Below are 18,233 nucleotides of genomic sequence, written 5' to 3'. Positions count from 1 at the left end.
CTCTCTTGGGTCTAAGCCGATCATGAATTGAAGGTAAAAAACACCTTCTATTCATGATCGTCTTATGCTTGCCTTAAGCTGATCAAGGCGCTTGCACTTTTTGATCTTAGAAAAAATGTGGTTTGGAGTCTTGTCCTTAAGGCAAAAGCCTTAGTATTACTTATACTATCGATCATTCGTAGGATAGAAATTCTAAGTGTATAAAAAAAGGATTTAAAGCTTTTCTGTCGAATAGTAAAATCGTTGAGGTGAACGTCATGAAGGTCCAAAAACAACAATATGTCACGATTAAAGGCACAAAAGATGGCTTAACGTTACATCTCGATGATTCATGTTCTTTTGACCAGTTACTTCATGCACTCGAGGAAATGCTATCTTTGAAACATTATATAAAAGAAGCAGGGCCAGTTATTGGTGTGAAGGTCAAAGTAGGAGACCGTTTCGTTAATAGAGAACAACAAGAAAAGCTAGCATCAGTCATTATGAAAAATCGTAATCTTATTGTTGAGATAATTGAAAGCAATGTAATGACAAAAGATGAAGCTGTTAGACTTAAGGAAGAAACAGAAGTCGTATCTGTTGCAAAGGTCATTCGTTCCGGTCAGGTTTTAAAGGTTAAAGGTGATTTACTGTTAATAGGTGATGTAAATCCAGGTGGGACAATTATTGCTGCAGGCAATATTTTTGTACTAGGTGCGTTAAAAGGTATTGCTCATGCCGGTGCGGATGGTAATCAGAAGGCTGTAATTGCTGCTTCATTAATGAAACCAACTCAGCTTCGTATTAGTGAAATCATTAATCGTGCACCCGATCGTTTACCAATTGAAGGTAACGAGATGGAATGTGCCTATATAAATGAAAACGATGAAATGATTATTGATCGATTACAGCAACTTACTCATTTACGACCTAATCTAACGAGGTTTGAAGGAGGAATCTAACTATGGGTGAAGCGATTGTCGTTACCTCAGGTAAAGGTGGAGTTGGTAAAACAACAACATCTGCAAATTTAGGGACAGCTTTAGCTATATTAGGCAAACGTGTTTGCCTAATAGATACAGACATCGGTCTTCGAAACCTAGATGTAGTAATGGGCTTAGAAAACCGGATTATCTATGATTTGGTGGATGTTGTTGAAGGGCGTTGTAAAATACACCAAGCACTTGTAAAGGATAAACGGTTTGAGGACTTGTTGTATTTATTGCCAGCTGCTCAAACTAGTGATAAGACAGCAGTAAAGCCAGAGCAAATGAAAAAGCTCGTAGATGAATTAAAACAAGATTATGATTATATCATCATTGATTGCCCAGCTGGGATTGAACAAGGCTACAAAAATGCAGTTGCTGGGGCAGATAAAGCGGTTGTCGTGACGACACCTGAAATTTCAGCGGTTCGTGATGCGGATCGAATTATTGGACTACTTGAAAAAGAACCTATTGAACCACCAAAGTTAGTTATTAATCGTATTCGAAATCATTTAATGAAAAGTGGGGACATGCTAGATGTAGATGAAATAGTATCACATCTTTCTATTGATTTAATAGGAATTGTTGCTGATGATGACGAGGTAATAAAAGCAGCGAATAATGGTGCGCCTATTGTAATGGACCCAAATAATCGCGCATCAATTGCTTATCGAAACATTGCACGCCGTATCCTAGGCGAATCCGTTCCACTACAATCACTAGATGAGCAAAATAATGGAGTTTTCAAAAAAATAAAAAAATTCTTTGGTGTTCGCGTTTAATTTTTAATGAAATTAAAAGATTAATAGAATTGACATTTGCTGTGCGGAACAGATGTCTTTTCTTTAAGACTAGTGTTTGAAATTCGATGTTTCTTTAAGAAATACCGAATTTCTTTCATTAGTCTTTTTGTGTTATAGGAAACTGGAGAATTCTTGAATTCCGGCTAAGCGCACGACATCTAGCGCAAGCATCCAGTCCCTCTAGCGTCTAAGCCAATCAGGAATTGAAGGTAAAAAACATCTTCTATTCCTGATCGTCTTATTTGCTCGAGGCTGATTATGGCGCTTGCGCTTTTGTTCTAGTTCTTGTTCGTTAGAAAAGTATCTTGGCTTAAAGTAATTTCTAGAAGCAAATGAATGGAATGTCATAACACTATTATGCCATTTTTACCGGCGAGTAAACCTCTAATTTTAAGATTGAAGAGAGGGAAAATGAAGATAGGTGGAGAACTGCCGGCGAAGAATAAAGTAAGCTTTTCTTTATCAACTCGTAAATAAAAATTTGATCATATCCCCAGGGGACAAGGCATAAACTTGTACAAACTAGCAAAGGGATTGATGGAGATGAGTCATCGAGCGGATGAAATAAGAAAACGAATCGCAAAAAGAAAGCGCGAAAAAGGTTTGTCAAATGACAATGAAATGTCAAACCGGACATCGTTATTTTTAAGCGATGAAGAGAAATATGGCGTTTATTCTCCACCAACATTTGAAGGGGGGCCTGATAATGGAAAAGGAGAGCATCCGCTTTTTCGTACAGAAGTATTTATGTTTAAACTATTATTGTCAGCAGTAGTAGTTTTGGTCACTGCGATTATGTTTAAAAACGGTGCACCTATGTTTGATCAAGCTAAATCTGCGATCACTTATTCACTTGAAGAGGAATTTCAGTTTGCTGCCGTTTCCGATTGGTATCGAGACCAGTTTGGTGAGCCGTTAGCTCTTTTTAATCCGAAAATGAATAAAAATATTGAAGATGGAAATGGAACGCAAACCGCCCAGCTAGCTGTACCTGCTACTGGGAGAGTGCTAGAAACATTTGAGGATAATGGCCAAGGAATTATGGTAGAAACAGATCTGCCTTCTGTTGAAGCGATGAACGAAGGAATTATTATTGATGTAGGTGAAAAAAGTGAAACAGGACTAACGATTGTTCTCCAGCATGGGGATGGAACTGAATCGTGGTATGGGAATTTAGAGAAGGTTGAAGTTGCTCTCTATGATTTTGTTGAAAAAGGAAAGGAGTTAGGGAAAACAAAATTAAATGAGAAACAAAAAGGAACCTATTATTTCGCCATTAAAAAGGGTGATGATTTTATCGACCCGAATCAGGTGATACAATTTGAATAATTATTTAACACTGTTGCAGAAAATCCACATTCATCCATTATTATGGGTAATAATTGGCATTAGTGTCATTACGGCAAATTTCAAAACGGTATTATTGTTATTGTTGATTGTATTTGTACATGAAATGGGCCATGCAATGAGTGCTCATTTTTTTTCTTGGAGAATTAAATCGATCATGCTTCTTCCTTTTGGCGGGGTAGCTGAGGTTGATGAATATGGAAATCGTTCTTTAAAGCAAGAGCTAATTGTAATGGTATCTGGTCCTGTACAGCACCTTTGGCTTCAAGGTGGAGCGTATGTACTGCTCATTACAAATGTCATTGGTAGTGCTGATTATCAATTGTTCACTTTTTATAATGTATCCATTCTCCTTTTTAATTTATTACCTGTTTGGCCATTAGATGGAGGGAAGCTCTTGTTTATTCTTTTCTCGAAATATTTTCCGTATAAGAAAGCGCATTATTATATGATTGCTACATCAATCATTTTCTTATTGCTTTATGCAGTGATTTCCCTGTTTTTTTCACCGAATCTCATGAATCTGTTGATCATTATCATGTTTCTTATTTACAGTTTATATCATGAATATAAAAATCGAATGTATGGTTGTTTGCGATTTTTAATGGAGCGTTATTATGGGAAGCGAGAAATGATTTATCAATTAAAGCCTATTGTCGTTGATGAATCTGAGTTGGTATACAATGTTTTGCTGCAATTTCAAAGAGGGTGTAAGCATTTAATCATCGTGGAACGAAACGGTGCAAAGGTATCTGAGATGGATGAAAATGAATTACTTCATGCTTATTTTGCTAATAAGTTAACTGATTCAAAAGTAGGAGACTTACTATACGCATATTGACAACTGCGCCATTTCGAGCTAATGATATTTTTGTGTTATAGTAAACAAAAATATCGCAATTAAAACTAAATGTTAAGTGAACATGCAAGTCGTCTGAAGCTTGTTTCTTTGCTAGAGAAAAAGGAGAAAGAAAGTGCGTAAACTAATAATAAATGAAAAAACAAAGGAAGTGCGATGTGCTGTTCTTGAGCATGACCAACTTTGTGAAATACATCAAACGTATTCATTTGAAGATGAAGTGATTGGGAATATATATATTGGTAGGGTAGAAAAGGTGCTGCCAGGGATGCAAGCTGCTTTTGTTGATATCGGATTAAGGCAAAATGGATATATTCACAGAAATGATTTAATTTCATATCAGCTGGGTGAAAATTCTGATACATTATCATCGATATCACATTATGTCAGAGAAGGGGAGCAACTGCTCGTTCAGGTGGTGAAGGAGGGGACAGATCAAAAGGGACCCAAGCTTACGACAAATATCGAATTCGGCGGTAATCACTTAGTCTATATGCCATATGGTGATTATGTGGCTGTATCGAAAAAACTGTCAGATGAGGATGAGAGAAATAGATTATTGCAAATAGCTCATGAGCTCCGAGAAGACAAAGAGGGGCTTCTTTTTCGTACAGCGAGCAGGAATCAATCGAAGGATGAGTTGAGTAAGGAATACAGAAGACTAAAGCAGCAGTTTCAAACCTTGCCAACCATTAGTCGTAAAAAGCCTGTATGTGTATTTGAAGCAAAGAGTTTTGTTGATCGGATCGTGAATGAGCTTGCGATCCATGCTGAAGATACGATCATTTGTGATCAATTTGTGCGCGTTCAGAAGCTAAAACAGCAATTTCCAAGCTCAACGATTATTTATCATGATAAAAAGGAAGCGATTTTCTCTACCTATAAGATTGAAACAGAAATTGACAAGTTATTAAAACAAATTGTTTGGTTAAAGAATGGCTCCTATATTGTGATTGAACAAACGGAAGCGCTGACGATTATTGATATAAATACAGGGAAATTTTCTGGTAAATTATCGATGCGTGATACAGTCCTTAAAACAAACAAGCTCGCAGCAATCGAAATCGCAAAACAAATCCGCTTAAGAAATATAAGTGGCATCGTTTTAATTGATTTTATCGATATGAAGCATAAAGAAGATCAGAAAACTGTCGTTGATACGATTATGACTGAGATGAAGAAAGACCGGGTTCAACATAAGGTTATTGGTTTTACAGAGTTAAATATTTTACAAATTACGAGAAAAAAAGTTCGCCAATCACTTGAAGCAAGCATAACAGATCGTTGTCCAACTTGTCAGGGTACTGGGCGAATTCCAACACCTGAGGCGATTGCATATAAGCTAGAACGAGAGCTATGGGAGCATCAATACATGGATGAAGAAGCGATTTGGGTTGAAGCGACAGCAGATGTTATTGAACTATTGAAAGGCATAAATGAAGATCATTTGAAGCAGCTTGAAGCTGCATTAAAATTTAAAGTAATCTGTTCAGAGTTAGATAGTACTTTACCTAGTTATCGTATCAGACATATTGGAGATGTGGATCTTATTATGAAGAGATTGAAATGAGCTTGATTTTCGTATATCTCATTCTTAATGGGCAGTAAAATCACAACCTAAAATATTCAGGTGATAACAAAGAATAGGTTGCGAATAACTGACCTTAAAATCTAAGGGATACCGCGTTGTATACTAATAAAATTATAGTTGCATAATTGATTGTTTTTTGTTATTATGTTTAATGTTATGATTTGTAGCGCACCCGTGCTACAACCGCTCAAAATAAGGTTTAAAAGTAATGATTTTCATTCACCTAGTTTTGGCGAGTCTGAGTTTATAGGAGGTGCAAGGAATGTACGCAATTATTGAAACTGGTGGAAAACAAATTAAAGTTGAAGAAGGTCAAGTGATCTATATCGAGAAGCTTGGTACTGAGCAAGGTGAAACTGTTACGTTTGACAAAGTTTTATTTGTAGGTGGAGACAACGTTAAAGTTGGTAGCCCAACTGTTGACGGTGCGACTGTTACTGGTAAAGTTGAAAAACACGGTCGTCAAAAGAAAATCACTGTCTTCAAATATAAAGCTAAGAAAAACTACCGTAAAAAACAAGGTCACCGTCAGCCATACACTAAAGTTGTAATCGACAAAATCAACGCGTAAGGCGATTTGAAATGATAAATGCGAAAATTTATCGTTCAAATGAGGGGCTTATAACATCGTTCGTATTATCTGGACATGCCGAGTTCGCAGAACATGGCAAGGATCTTGTTTGCGCTGGAGCATCTGCTGTTACCTTTGGTGCTGTTAATGCAGTACTATCTCTTACAAACATTGAACCACAAATTGATCAAGGCGGAGATGGTGGTTATTTACATGTTAAATTGCCAGACAATCTCGACCGATCAACTAGTGATAAAGTTCAACTATTGTTAGAGGGTATGCTTGTTTCACTTCAAACAATTGAAAGAGATTATGGACAATATATTTCAATATCGATAATGAAATAAACAGGAGGTGAACTTCATGTTAAGATTAGATCTTCAGTTCTTCGCATCTAAGAAAGGGGTAGGATCGACTAAAAACGGTCGTGACTCTCAGTCGAAACGTCTTGGTGCAAAGCGTGCAGATGGACAATTAGTATCTGGTGGTTCAATTCTTTACCGTCAACGTGGTACAAAAATTTACCCAGGTGAAAACGTTGGCCGTGGCGGTGATGATACGCTATACGCAAAAGTTGATGGTGTCGTAAAATTCGAACGTTTCGGACGCGACCGCAAAAAAGTTAGCGTATATCCAGTAGCACAAGAAGCATAAGTTCATGTGGAAAACTCTAGCCTATCTTAGGTTAGAGTTTTTTTATGTCTAGGGCAAATGAAAAATTTGTATTGTAAATAAGCACTTTGGCATCTAACAATAAATTAGGATAGGAAATGTGCATGGAAGGTTATAAGTTGACCACTTTGTAAATGGATAGTGCGGTAACGACACAATCTAGCTCTATTTGCAAAATGGTCAATCAATTGATGTTTTCTGTGAAAATCAGCTAATTCCGGACTATAAATGTGATTTTTGAACTATAAGACATATTTAGCTTATGACAAACTACAGCGCGTACTCCTATTTTCGTTATTTTAAGAATTGCCCTTATGTTCTAACCTAATGTTTGTTATAATTCATATTACAGCTTAATTTTGTATAACTCCTTATGAAAATAATTTTTATCGAAAATAGGAGAATAAATCAGAATGAAAAATAAAATGAACGAATGGAATATTATCGATATATTAAGTCATTCACGTCACGACTGGATGAACAAACTACAATTAGTTAAGGGAAATCTTTCTTTACAAAAATATGATCGTGTGAACGAAATTATAGAAGAAATCATAATTGAGGCACAACAAGAATCAAAACTTAGTAATTTGAAAATGCCATCCTTTGCTAGTTATCTTATGACATTTAATTGGAGTAACCACCATTTTGGATTAGAGTACGAAGTTTTAGGGAATGTTCAGTCTTTAGAAGCGTATGACACTACAGTGACAAACTGGAGTAAAAGCTTTTTGGATATACTAGATAGTGCAGTTGAATTTGGTAGTGAAAACCATTTAAATATTACGATTAATGTAGGTACAGAAGGAGAAGTCCGTTTCTTTTTTGACTTTAATGGCATAATAAAAGATAAAGATCAACTAATAGATTGGTTAAAAGCTGTTAATCATTCTCAATTGGTTGTACATGAATTTCATGTAGATACATATGAATTAACGTCAGTTATTTCACTTGGCATTTAGAACGGAGGAAGACAGATGTTTGTCGATCAGGTCAAAGTTTATGTAAAAGGTGGCGATGGCGGGAACGGTATGGTTGCGTTCCGTCGCGAAAAATATGTACCGAAGGGAGGTCCAGCTGGGGGTGATGGTGGAAATGGTGCGAATGTCATTTTCGAAGTTGAGGAAGGCTTAAGGACCTTAATGGATTTCCGGTACAAACGACATTTTAAAGCTCCCCGCGGGGAACACGGTATGTCTAAAAACCAACACGGTAAAAATGCTCAGCCGATGATTGTAAAGGTTCCACCTGGGACAGTTGTATCAGATGAAGAAACAGGTCAAATTATTGCTGATTTAACTGAGCATGGACAACAAGCTGTGATTGCACAAGGCGGACGTGGTGGTCGAGGTAACTCAAGATTTGCGACACCAGCAAATCCAGCTCCGGAGCTTTCTGAGAACGGTGAACCGGGTATCGAGCGTAATGTTGTTTTAGAGTTAAAGGTATTAGCTGACGTCGGATTAGTTGGATTTCCGAGTGTTGGAAAATCAACGCTATTATCTGTGGTCTCTTCTGCAAAACCCAAAATTGCTGAATACCACTTTACAACTCTTGTACCAAATTTAGGTATGGTTGAAACAGATGACGGAAGAAGCTTTGTCATGGCCGACCTTCCAGGACTAATTGAAGGCGCACACCAAGGTGTTGGATTGGGTCATCAATTTCTTAGACACATTGAAAGAACACGTGTCATCGTTCATGTGATTGATATGTCAGGTCTAGAAGGTAGAGACCCATATGAGGACTACAAAACGATCAATGCAGAATTAAAGGAATATAATTTGCGTTTAACGGAAAGACCGCAAATTATTGTTGCAAGTAAAATGGACATGCCGGATTCGGAAGGTAACTTAGCAGAATTTAAGGAAAAACTTGAAGATGATGTGAAAATTTTTCCGATTTCCGCTATAACTCGTACTGGAGTTCGTGAGTTGTTATTTGAAATTGCGGATGTAATGGAGCACACGCCAGAGTTTCCATTATTTGAAGAAGAACCTGCAGAACATCGAGTTATGTATGAATTTAAGAAGGAAGAGCCGAACTTCTCTATTACTCGTGATGATGAAGGATCTTATATTCTTACAGGAGAAAAAATCGAGAAGCTCTTTAAGATGACAGACTTCTCACGTGAGGAATCGATTAGACGTTTTGCGAGACAACTTCGCGGCTTAGGTGTAGACGAGGCGCTACGTGAAAGAGGAGCAAAAGACGGGGATATCGTTAAATTACTCGAGTATGAATTTGAATTTGTTGAATAATGTGAAGCCTCCAGCCGTGAGCGTTTTGCTAGCCTAATTTGTGAGAGCTATTAATGAGCTCTCTTTTTTTTATAAGAAAAGCGAAATTTAATTTTGTAACTATTGAAGTTTTTCGATTGATTAGTTTCCATTTTATTTTAAAAAATCAATATTCGACATAATTTTGTCTGAAAACTCTTTTTTCTCAAGAAAAGAGAAGAAATTCAGCCAATATTATGATAAATTATCTACAATGAGTTAAAAGATGGGAGGGAGAAGATATGAAGGATGAAACGTTTTTTTTAGTTCGCGAGGATATTTTACCAGAAGTGATGAAGAAAACACTTGAAGTGAAGATGCTCATTGAGAGAGGTAAGGTTGATTCTGTTGCGGAGGCAGTTCAACGTGTTGATATGAGTCGAAGTGCTTTTTATAAATATCGTGATGCAGTATTTCCTTTTCACACAATCGTAAAAGAAAAGCTAATTACATTATTTTTTCATCTCGAAGATCGTAGCGGAACTTTATCTGACTTGTTAGCAGTAGTAGCGAATGCTGGTTGTAACATCTTAACAATACACCAAACAATTCCAATCCAAGGTCGTGCAAATGTCACACTCTCTCTTAATACGAACGGTATGACCGAGGATATTAATCTGTTGATGGCCGAGTTAAGAAGGTTGGAATTTGTTGATAAGGTAGAAATATTAGGTCAAGGAGCATAAGGAGCTGGAAGTAGTTGACAAAAAGAATAGGTTTTTTAGGACCAAGAGCAACATTTACACATTTAGCTGTACAATCCTTTTTTGGGAACGAAGTGGAAGAGGTATCCTATTCGACGATTCCGCAATGCATTGATGCAGTCGCTGAAGGAAAGATAGATTTTGCTGTCGTACCTACGGAGAATGCGCTAGAGGGTTCGGTTAATTTAACGTTTGATTATTTAATACACGAACAACCATTATACATAGTCGGAGAAATTGTGGCACCAATCGAACAGCATTTTATGGTGCACCCTTCAAGAAAGAACGATTGGGAAAAAATCACTCGCGTTTATTCTCATCCGCATGCTATCGCACAATGTCATAAATTTTTGCATCAAAATTTTAAAGGAATCCCATATGATACAGCCACTTCAACTGGTGCTGCCGCAAGACACGTTAGTCAGCATCCAGATGAGGCAGTAGCAGCGATTGCGAATGAACTTGCTGCTAAAGAGTATGGATTGGAAATTGTCAAAGAAAATATCCATGATTATCACTATAATCATACACGTTTTGCGATTTTACATCCATCAAGAAAGCTTGAATATACAAGTCCGCACTTAACACCAGAAAAAGAAAAAACAACATTGATGATTACGTTACCAGCTGATGATCAATCAGGGGCTCTTCATCAAGTATTATCTGCATTTACTTGGCGTAAACTTAATTTATCTAAAATCGAGTCAAGACCAATGAAAACAGGTTTAGGTAATTATTTTTTCATTATTGATATTGATATGCAACTTGACGATGTCCTCATCCCAGGAGCTAAGGCTGAGCTTGAAGCCTTAGGCTGTAGTGTTAAGCTATTGGGTTCTTATGAGGCTTATTCAATAAAGAAGAATATTGGGAATGGAGTATAAAATAATTTCATATTAAATGAAAACAAGTGACAATTTTTATATGTCACTTGTTTTCATTTTTATATTTTAATTAGTCTTGAACTAACATCCCTAATTTATCAAGCTCTTCACAAACACGATCTAACTTTTCCTGAGAATCCGCTTGTAATGTATGCAAATGGAGTCCTCCTGTAAGCTGTAACAAATAGGAGGCATTATTACGATCTATTTTTTTTATAAATTCATTGACATCATTTCTATTACCCACCATGATCGAAGCAGTTAAATCACCGTATACTGGGTGCTCCACAATGACGTCTTTTACAAAAACCCCATGATCAACGATGATCGATAGTTCTTCTTTCGTCAGTTCTGGGGCATGCTTGCAGGCGATGATCCGTTCGATAACTTGCGTTTGGTCATTTTGCTTGTTTAAATACACATACCCTTGGCTTGTTGCCATAATTGGGTAGTTTTTAGCCTTTAGAAGAGAAATATCTTGTACAATGACCTGTCTACTAACATTTGTTGTGCTTGCCAGCTCTCCACCAGTAATCGGTTTGTCTGCTTTAGATAGTAATTCTAACAAGTGATTCCTTCGCTCTTCACCTAATAATTTTTCAGCCTTCACTGATATCCTCCCTTTCAACTTGAATGTTTATTATACTATAATCTACCTCTAAATCTTGAGTCCATTTCTAAAAATCCCCTACGATTTTTAGAAGGGTTTTCGAAAATGATTCAATTTGCTCCATTGTTGTTTCTTCACCTAAAGATATTCTAATATATTGTTTTGCTTGTTGTTCATCCAATCCCATTGCAAGAAGGGAGCGAGAAGGTGCTTGCATTCCTACTTGGCAGGCACTCCCTGTTGAAATAGCGAAACCAAATCGATTGCATTCTAGCATTACATATTGACCCTCAATCCCATCGATAAGCAATGGAAGAATGTTTGGAAGTAGAGATGGTGTATCTTCATTTAATAGCGTTATTTTCTCCTTATAAGGTTTTAGAAGGTCAATGAATTTACGTCTTAGTTCTAGAAAATATTCAGTATTTTTATTCATTTTTGCCGAGATATCTTTTGCTGCAGTAGCGAACGCAGCGGCTCCCGGGACATCGACTGTACCAGGGCGAAACCCTGATTCATGAGTTGTCCCAGGTATAACGGGCTGCCAATAGATTGCTGGATTAATATAAGCAGCTCCAAGTCCTTTAGGTCCATAAATTTTATGGCTAGAAATTGAGATGGCATCAATTTGAGCCTTTTCTACATCAATTGGCAGCTTTCCAAATGTTTGGACACAATCACTGTGGAATAATACACCATGTTCTTTTAAAAATGGCCCAATTTCCTCAATCGGTTGAACAGTTCCAATTTCAGAATTTCCATGCTGGATAGATACCAATCCAGTATCTTCACGAAGTTCTTTATTTAATTGATCAATTGTAATCAACCCTTGTTTATCTGGGGGTATAAAGCTAATCTCATATCCCTCGTTTGAAAGCTTTTTAAAAAATGTATGAAGGGATGAATGCTCCATTTGTGTCGTAATAATATGATTTTTCTTACGATCCATACCGTTTAATAGTGACTGTATGGCGAGAATATTGCCCTCACTTCCACTACCTGTAAAGTAAAGTCCTTTCTCATTTCCATTAATGCTATCTGCTAGTATCTTTCTAGAAGCTTGTAAAGTTCGCGTGGCCATGCCGCCAATATCATGTAAACTACTGCTATTTCCGAAAGCGTTTTTGGAGGCTTTTATATATATGTTTAGTGCGTTTTCGCTTATTGGTGTCGTTGCAGCGTAATCTAAATAAATCATTGTATTCTCCTCTATGTTTTTCATATTTGAGATTGCTAAATTAGAAAAATGGCTTATCGGAATGATCTGTAGTGAAAGCGTTAGACATTCTTCTACATTGTTATAAAAAAGAAAAATCCTGATAGTGAAAAAACTCTTGTCATTATTTTAATTCTATGTAAAGATAGGTGTCAAGACAAGTGTAAATTACAGGGGGTGCTAATGCCATGCCTCAAACAGATGTGATTATTATCGGTAGTGGAATTGCGGCGCTATCTGCTGCATACCACCTGCGACATAAACAGGTCACGGTGATTACGAAATCTTCGTGGTCAAAGAGCAATTCAATGCTTGCTCAAGGAGGAATTGCAGTAGCTATTGAAAAAAGAGATTCTTGGAAAAATCATTTTGAGGATACATTAGTTGCAGGTTGTTTTCATAATCATGCAGAAAATGTGGAGCATCTCGTTCAAGCTGGACCAAGTGAAATCAGCGAATGGTGCCAAAGAGGAATGACCTTTGATTGTGATAAGGATGGGCAATTTCTTCTTGGGAAAGAAGGGGCACATCGTAGGAACCGTATTATTCATGCTGGTGGTGATGCCACTGGAAAAGCAGTTACGCATTTTTTATATCAAGCAACGAAATCTTCGGTAACGATGATTGAAAATGAAATGGTGACAGATTTAATTGTTGAAGATGGGGATTGCTTTGGAGTATATACAAAGAATGAAGAAGGAAAGATTAGGCGTTATCTAGCTAGTAAAACGATTATTGCAAGTGGTGGATGTGGAGCAGTATATGGTCATACATCTAATGCAGATGTAATAACTGGCGATGGTATTGCAATGGCTTACAGAGCAGGTGCAGAAATTACTGATATGGAATTTATTCAATTTCATCCAACGATGCTTCATATCCAAGGTAGAAGTGTTGGACTCATTTCGGAGGCTGTTAGGGGAGAAGGCGCAAGATTAATTAATCAAAAGAATGAGCCTTTCATGAAAAATCGTCATCATCAAGGTGACTTAGCTCCTAGAGATGTAGTTTCCCGAGGTATTTTTGACGAAATGAAAAAAGGAAACAAAGTGTTTCTTGATATATCGATGATCGCTAATTTTTCAACAAGATTCCCGACCATTTCTAACATGTGTAAGCAGTATGGAATTGATCTAAAGGCAGGACTGATTCCTGTTGCTCCTGGTATGCATTTTTTAATGGGTGGAATTCGGACCGATGATAAAGGTGAGACAAATATAACAAATCTTTTTGCTATAGGAGAAGCAGCGTGTACAGGTGTTCATGGTGCAAACAGACTTGCGAGTAATTCATTATTAGAAGGACTTGTATTCGGTAAAAGGGTAGCGAATCATCTTTTATCTTTACGGTTTGAACAACCCGTCATGTTTGTTGATTATCCGGAAGCTACAAAAGAAGTAGCGGAAATGACTAACTGGCCAACCAAAAATCAAATTCAAGAAATAATGACAAATTATGTTGGAATTGAAAGAACGGAAGCTGAGCTCGTTTATGCAGTAAATTGGTTTGGATCATTTCAAAAACAGAACTCTTTTTGGGACATTAATGTGAATAAATTCACAATTGAACAAATTGAAATCATTAATATATTTACGAATGGCTGGATCATCGCTTCATCGGCATTAAAAAGAACAGAGAGCAGAGGCGGGCATTTTCGCTTAGATTTTCCTGAAAGTGATGATCAAAACTGGAGACAGAAACAGTTAATTCGCACAAAAGAAGAAATGTTTGTGGGGGTGTAATGGATGAATGTAATCAAATTAAAAAAGAAATTAGAAGAATTCTTTCTTGAAGACTTAGGTGAACTAGATATTTCAAGTCAAACGATTTTTGGAACTGAGGCAAGAGGAGAGGCAATCATTCTTGCGAAAGAGGATGGGATTCTCGCTGGGGTTGATGTCATTGCAGCAGGTTATTCTTTATTTCAAGAAAAGGTTGATGTGAACTTAAAAAAGCAAGATGGAGACGAGCTTAAAAAGGGGGATATCATCGCAGAAATTGTTGGACCTGTAGCAGTGATCCTTAGCGGTGAACGGGTCATATTGAACTTGCTTCAACGCATGAGTGGGATTGCAACATTAACAAATAAAGCGGTAAAACTTCTCGATTCAGATCATACGAGAATTTGTGATACGAGAAAAACATCACCGGGATTACGTATGTTTGAAAAATACGGAGTCCGATGTGGAGGCGGCTTTAACCATCGTTTCGGCTTATATGACGGTGTGATGATAAAGGATAATCACATTGCCTTTGCAGGTTCAATTTTAAATGCTGTTAATAAGGTAAAAGCCAACACAGGTCATATGGTTAAAGTCGAAGTGGAGATTGAAACAGAAAACCAGCTTTTAGAGGCGATCGAGGCTGGTGTAGATGTGATTATGTTTGATAACCGGTCTCCAGAAGAGGTTGCGAAATTTGCTGAACTTACACCGAAGCATATTATAACAGAAGCTTCTGGTGGAATCGGTCTTCATAATTTAGCAGACTATAGTCATACGAATGTTGATTATATTTCATTAGGTATGTTAACACACTCGTACAAATCTTTAGATATAAGCTTAAATGTGAAATAGGGGGTTTATAACATGGAATTATTAGATATTCTTGACCACGAGAAAAAAGAGATGATGCCTGAATCATATAAAACACGTACAACAGAAGAAATGGAGCAACGTGTACGAGAAATTAAAGAGAAATTTGGCTCGAAGCTTTATATCCCAGGGCATCACTACCAAAAGGATGAAGTGATAAAATTTTCAGATGTTACAGGTGACTCATTACAATTAGCACAGGCTGCAGCAGCCAATAAAGAGGCTGAATTTATCGTATTTTGTGGTGTTCATTTTATGGCAGAAACTGCTGATATGTTAACGTCTGAAAGTCAGAAGGTAGTGCTACCAGATATGAGAGCTGGCTGTTCGATGGCTGATATGGCTGATATTGACCAGACTGATCGTGCTTGGGAGAAGCTACAGCAAGTATTTGGTGATACGATTCTACCTTTGACGTATGTCAACTCTACAGCAGCGATTAAAGCATTCGTTGGAAAAAATGGCGGGGCAACAGTAACTTCATCAAATGCGGAAAAAATGCTCAAGTGGGCGTTTACCCAAAAGGAAAGAATCTTATTTTTGCCTGACCAGCATTTAGGTCGAAATACAGCGTATGATTTAGGTGTTCCATTAGAAAAAATGGCTATATGGAATCCAATCACAAATGAGTTAGAGTATGATGGGAATGTTGAAGATATTATCGTTATCCTCTGGAAGGGGCATTGCTCGGTGCATGAAAACTTCACAGTGGCAAATATAGACCATTTACGAAAAACAGAGCCTGATATGAACATCATTGTTCATCCAGAATGTAGTCGAGAAGTAGTAGCCTTATCAGACTATTCTGGTTCAACAAAATACATTATTGAAACGATTGAAGCGGCCAAACCAGGAACAAAGTGGGCGATTGGAACAGAAATGAACCTTGTGAACCGTCTAATTGAGCAAAACAAAGATAAAAAAATCGTTTCATTAAATCCATACATGTGTCCATGTTTAACAATGAATCGAATTGACTTGCCACATCTTCTCTGGGCTTTAGAAGGGTTAGAACGTGGTGAAATAACAAATCAAATCATTGTACCTGAACACATTACAAAGGATGCAGTATTAGCACTGGATCGCATGCTTGAAAATGTTTGAACAGATTGACATTCAAATTGTAATATGACAACTATTCGTTCCTATCTCCGTTTTTCGGACTAACAGAAGAAATAGCGTCAACAATAAGAGACCGAATCGCATATGATTTGGTCTCTTATTGTTGATTGTAATGATTTTTATGTTGCTTCATGATTGGGTTCCATTAGATTCCCTTTATAGTAATAGGTTTCCCCCACAAAATCGGAACTACTTACAAATGATAGGTAGTTCCTTTTTCTTTTGATAAGAAAGTATAATTTTTTTGACTTAGTTTTCGTGTCCAGAGCAAGCGTCAAGCCCCTCTTGGGTCTACAGCCACTCAGGAATTGAGTAAAGAACATTCTTCTCTATTCCTGAGTGGCTTATGCTATGCCTGAGGCTACACAAGGCGCTTGCGCTTTTCTTATTTGTTTAATATTCTCTCAATTCGAAACATAAGTATGAAAGGTAAGCTAGTTTGTTAATGGGAAATTAGGTTTATCCAATTTTTAATACAAGTATTAATCATAATATCGAATTCTTCTTCATAAATTGTGATGAAGAATCATGATATTATGCTTATCGTTTATAACATCGAAAACATAATCGTTTCGGCTCGAGAATGATGAATTGATTATGGATTGTAGCCATCTAGACTCGAGGTTTTTTCTTACAGAAGATTTATTTTTATGCTTAGGAGGGAAAGCATTGAAAATTCATATTGTTCAAAAAGGCGACACGCTATGGAATATCGCAAAAAAATATGGGGTTAATTTTGAAGAATTAAAAAGTATGAATACTCAATTAAGCAATCCAGATTTAATTATGCCCGGAATGAAAATTAAAGTACCTTCAGGAAATGTGGCAGTAAAAAAAGAAGCACCAATGCAAGCCCCAAAAAAAGAAATGCCTATTGCTGAACATCCATTTGCAAAAGAAAAACCAAAAGCAGTAATTAGTGAAGAGAACAATGTTCCCAAGGCACCAGTTACTGAAAAACAATCAAAACCTTATATACCGCCTGTACCTAATGCTCAACATCCGGTATATACAGGAGTCGATCTGAATAACTATTATACGGTGAATATGGAAATGATGTCCAATCCACCACTGCCACCTAAGCCAGAAAATATTCTGCCAGAGATGAAAAAAGTTGATGAGTTAAAAAAAGGACCTGCGAAAGAGCAGCCACATTATTTACCGTTGGATCAACATGAGGAGGGGTCAGAAAATATGGCAAATATGCCGAACATGTCGAATGTACCCAATATGCAAAATGTAGCAAACATGCCAAATATGCCAATGCCGGCATATACAGCACCAGCAATGCATTATCCGCAGTATTGTGCACCACAATATATGGTGCCAGTTTCACCAATTTTACCTGGTAGCGGATTGTGTCCACCAGGACCATTTCACGCTATGCCATATGGTCATGGTCCAATGATGCCATATCCACAGGCTGTTGCACCAGCGCAATTTAATCCAGGGTTTCCAGTAAATCCATATGCTGGTGTACCTGAGTCACCGATTTTACCGGGATCTGGATTACACTACCCGCATCATGCATTAGGCTCATTTGGAGAAGATCATGATGATGACTTTGAGTACGAAAACCCAGCATATGCACCCAATATGCCAAATCAACAAGCGATGGCACCAGCTTATTTTCCACCTCAAAATGATTGTGGTTGTGGAGGACCAGCACCATATGCATATCCTTATCAGGACTATCGCTTTAACTACGGCTATCCAGTACAACAGCCTTATCCAGCATATCAAGGCTATAACCCTTATGGCTACTATCCAGGACAGGTGGCACCAGATGGCCAAATGTTTGGAATGCCTGAATATGACGATCGAGATGAAGACGAGGATTAAAAAGGTAAAACGAAACAGAGGTGAATTTTCACCTCTGTTTTATTTTTTCGCTTTTTCTCGTTGTATATGTATTCGATATCCTTTTAATAAAAAATGTCAAATATTGATTAGTGCTACCGTTAACTAACAGATTGAATTCCCTACCTATGGTGCAAGCTATTTACGAGCAAAAAT

18 protein-coding genes and 1 other annotated feature are annotated in these 18,233 nt (G+C 37.3%); of the genes, 16 read left to right on the top strand and 2 right to left on the bottom strand.

Annotated features, from left to right (window positions below; genetic code table 11):
- Positions 1-257: 257 nt before the first annotated feature.
- The 12 genes from minC (at position 258) to pheA (ending at position 10,675) form a co-directional block, all read left to right on the top strand.
- Positions 258-941 carry a septum site-determining protein MinC gene (minC, locus tag K9V48_RS03870; protein ID WP_224137097.1) on the top strand — a complete coding sequence of 228 codons (684 nt, stop codon included), beginning with the start codon at positions 258-260 and terminating at the stop codon, positions 939-941.
- A 2-nt stretch (positions 942-943) separates the two neighbouring features.
- The gene (gene minD / locus K9V48_RS03865) at positions 944-1,747 is read left to right on the top strand and encodes a septum site-determining protein MinD (RefSeq protein WP_224137095.1); all 804 of its coding nucleotides are present in this window, start codon (positions 944-946) and stop codon (positions 1,745-1,747) included.
- Between the two features lie 564 nt (positions 1,748-2,311).
- Positions 2,312-3,097 (top strand): M23 family metallopeptidase, encoded by a 786-nt coding sequence (locus K9V48_RS03860; protein ID WP_224137093.1) that lies wholly within the window; start codon positions 2,312-2,314, stop codon positions 3,095-3,097.
- The gene (locus K9V48_RS03855) at positions 3,090-3,956 is read left to right on the top strand and encodes a M50 family metallopeptidase (protein ID WP_224137091.1); all 867 of its coding nucleotides are present in this window, start codon (positions 3,090-3,092) and stop codon (positions 3,954-3,956) included. Before K9V48_RS03860 ends, K9V48_RS03855 begins: the two co-directional genes overlap by 8 nt.
- Positions 3,957-4,089: 133 nt before the next feature.
- Complete coding sequence (locus tag K9V48_RS03850) at positions 4,090-5,544, top strand: Rne/Rng family ribonuclease (protein WP_224137089.1); 1,455 nt, start codon at positions 4,090-4,092, stop codon at positions 5,542-5,544.
- 192 nt (positions 5,545-5,736) lie between these two features.
- Positions 5,737-5,815, top strand: a sequence feature (ribosomal protein L21 leader region).
- A gap of 12 nt (positions 5,816-5,827) precedes the next feature.
- A complete protein-coding gene (rplU, locus tag K9V48_RS03845) occupies positions 5,828-6,136 on the top strand; it encodes a 50S ribosomal protein L21 (RefSeq protein ID WP_111613806.1) in 309 nt (102 codons plus the stop codon).
- An 11-nt stretch (positions 6,137-6,147) separates the two neighbouring features.
- Positions 6,148-6,483 (top strand): ribosomal-processing cysteine protease Prp, encoded by a 336-nt coding sequence (locus tag K9V48_RS03840; protein ID WP_224137087.1) that lies wholly within the window; start codon positions 6,148-6,150, stop codon positions 6,481-6,483.
- A 16-nt stretch (positions 6,484-6,499) separates the two neighbouring features.
- Positions 6,500-6,790, top strand: coding sequence for a 50S ribosomal protein L27 (rpmA, locus tag K9V48_RS03835; protein WP_111613808.1), 291 nt, complete (start codon positions 6,500-6,502; stop codon positions 6,788-6,790).
- 443 nt (positions 6,791-7,233) lie between these two features.
- Positions 7,234-7,770, top strand: a complete 537-nt coding sequence (locus K9V48_RS03830) for a sporulation initiation phosphotransferase B (RefSeq protein WP_224137084.1) — start codon at positions 7,234-7,236, stop codon at positions 7,768-7,770.
- A 15-nt stretch (positions 7,771-7,785) separates the two neighbouring features.
- Positions 7,786-9,069, top strand: coding sequence for a GTPase ObgE (gene obgE / locus K9V48_RS03825; RefSeq protein ID WP_224137082.1), 1,284 nt, complete (start codon positions 7,786-7,788; stop codon positions 9,067-9,069).
- Positions 9,070-9,329: 260 nt separating this feature from the next.
- Positions 9,330-9,773, top strand: coding sequence for a transcriptional regulator ThrR (locus tag K9V48_RS03820; protein ID WP_224137080.1), 444 nt, complete (start codon positions 9,330-9,332; stop codon positions 9,771-9,773).
- Positions 9,774-9,787: 14 nt separating this feature from the next.
- The gene (pheA, locus tag K9V48_RS03815) at positions 9,788-10,675 is read left to right on the top strand and encodes a prephenate dehydratase (RefSeq protein ID WP_224137078.1); all 888 of its coding nucleotides are present in this window, start codon (positions 9,788-9,790) and stop codon (positions 10,673-10,675) included.
- A 70-nt stretch (positions 10,676-10,745) separates the two neighbouring features.
- Here the strand turns inward: pheA and K9V48_RS03810 are convergent, their stop codons facing one another.
- Both K9V48_RS03810 and K9V48_RS03805 read right to left on the bottom strand, forming a co-directional pair.
- Positions 10,746-11,285, bottom strand: a complete 540-nt coding sequence (locus K9V48_RS03810; RefSeq protein ID WP_224137077.1) for a transcription repressor NadR — start codon at positions 11,283-11,285, stop codon at positions 10,746-10,748.
- 67 nt (positions 11,286-11,352) lie between these two features.
- Positions 11,353-12,483 carry an IscS subfamily cysteine desulfurase gene (locus K9V48_RS03805; RefSeq protein WP_224137075.1) on the bottom strand — a complete coding sequence of 377 codons (1,131 nt, stop codon included), beginning with the start codon at positions 12,481-12,483 and terminating at the stop codon, positions 11,353-11,355.
- Between the two features lie 206 nt (positions 12,484-12,689).
- Here K9V48_RS03805 and nadB point away from each other — a divergent pair, with 206 nt between their 5' ends.
- The 4 genes from nadB (at position 12,690) to safA (ending at position 18,059) form a co-directional block, all read left to right on the top strand.
- Positions 12,690-14,243 (top strand): L-aspartate oxidase, encoded by a 1,554-nt coding sequence (gene nadB, locus K9V48_RS03800; RefSeq protein ID WP_224137073.1) that lies wholly within the window; start codon positions 12,690-12,692, stop codon positions 14,241-14,243.
- Positions 14,244-14,246: 3 nt separating this feature from the next.
- The gene (nadC, locus tag K9V48_RS03795; RefSeq protein ID WP_224137071.1) at positions 14,247-15,077 is read left to right on the top strand and encodes a carboxylating nicotinate-nucleotide diphosphorylase; all 831 of its coding nucleotides are present in this window, start codon (positions 14,247-14,249) and stop codon (positions 15,075-15,077) included.
- Positions 15,078-15,089: 12 nt separating this feature from the next.
- Positions 15,090-16,199: a quinolinate synthase NadA gene (nadA, locus tag K9V48_RS03790; RefSeq protein WP_224137070.1), complete on the top strand. Its 1,110-nt coding sequence runs from the start codon at positions 15,090-15,092 to the stop codon at positions 16,197-16,199.
- 687 nt (positions 16,200-16,886) lie between these two features.
- On the top strand, positions 16,887-18,059 hold the full coding sequence (gene safA / locus K9V48_RS03785) for a SafA/ExsA family spore coat assembly protein (protein ID WP_224137069.1): 1,173 nt from the start codon (positions 16,887-16,889) through the stop codon (positions 18,057-18,059).
- The last annotated feature ends 174 nt before the right edge of the window (positions 18,060-18,233 follow it).

The sequence above is a fragment of the Metabacillus rhizolycopersici genome (assembly GCF_020075705.1).
Note: the sequence above shows the minus strand (reverse complement) of the source record. Positions and strands in the feature narration are given on the sequence as shown.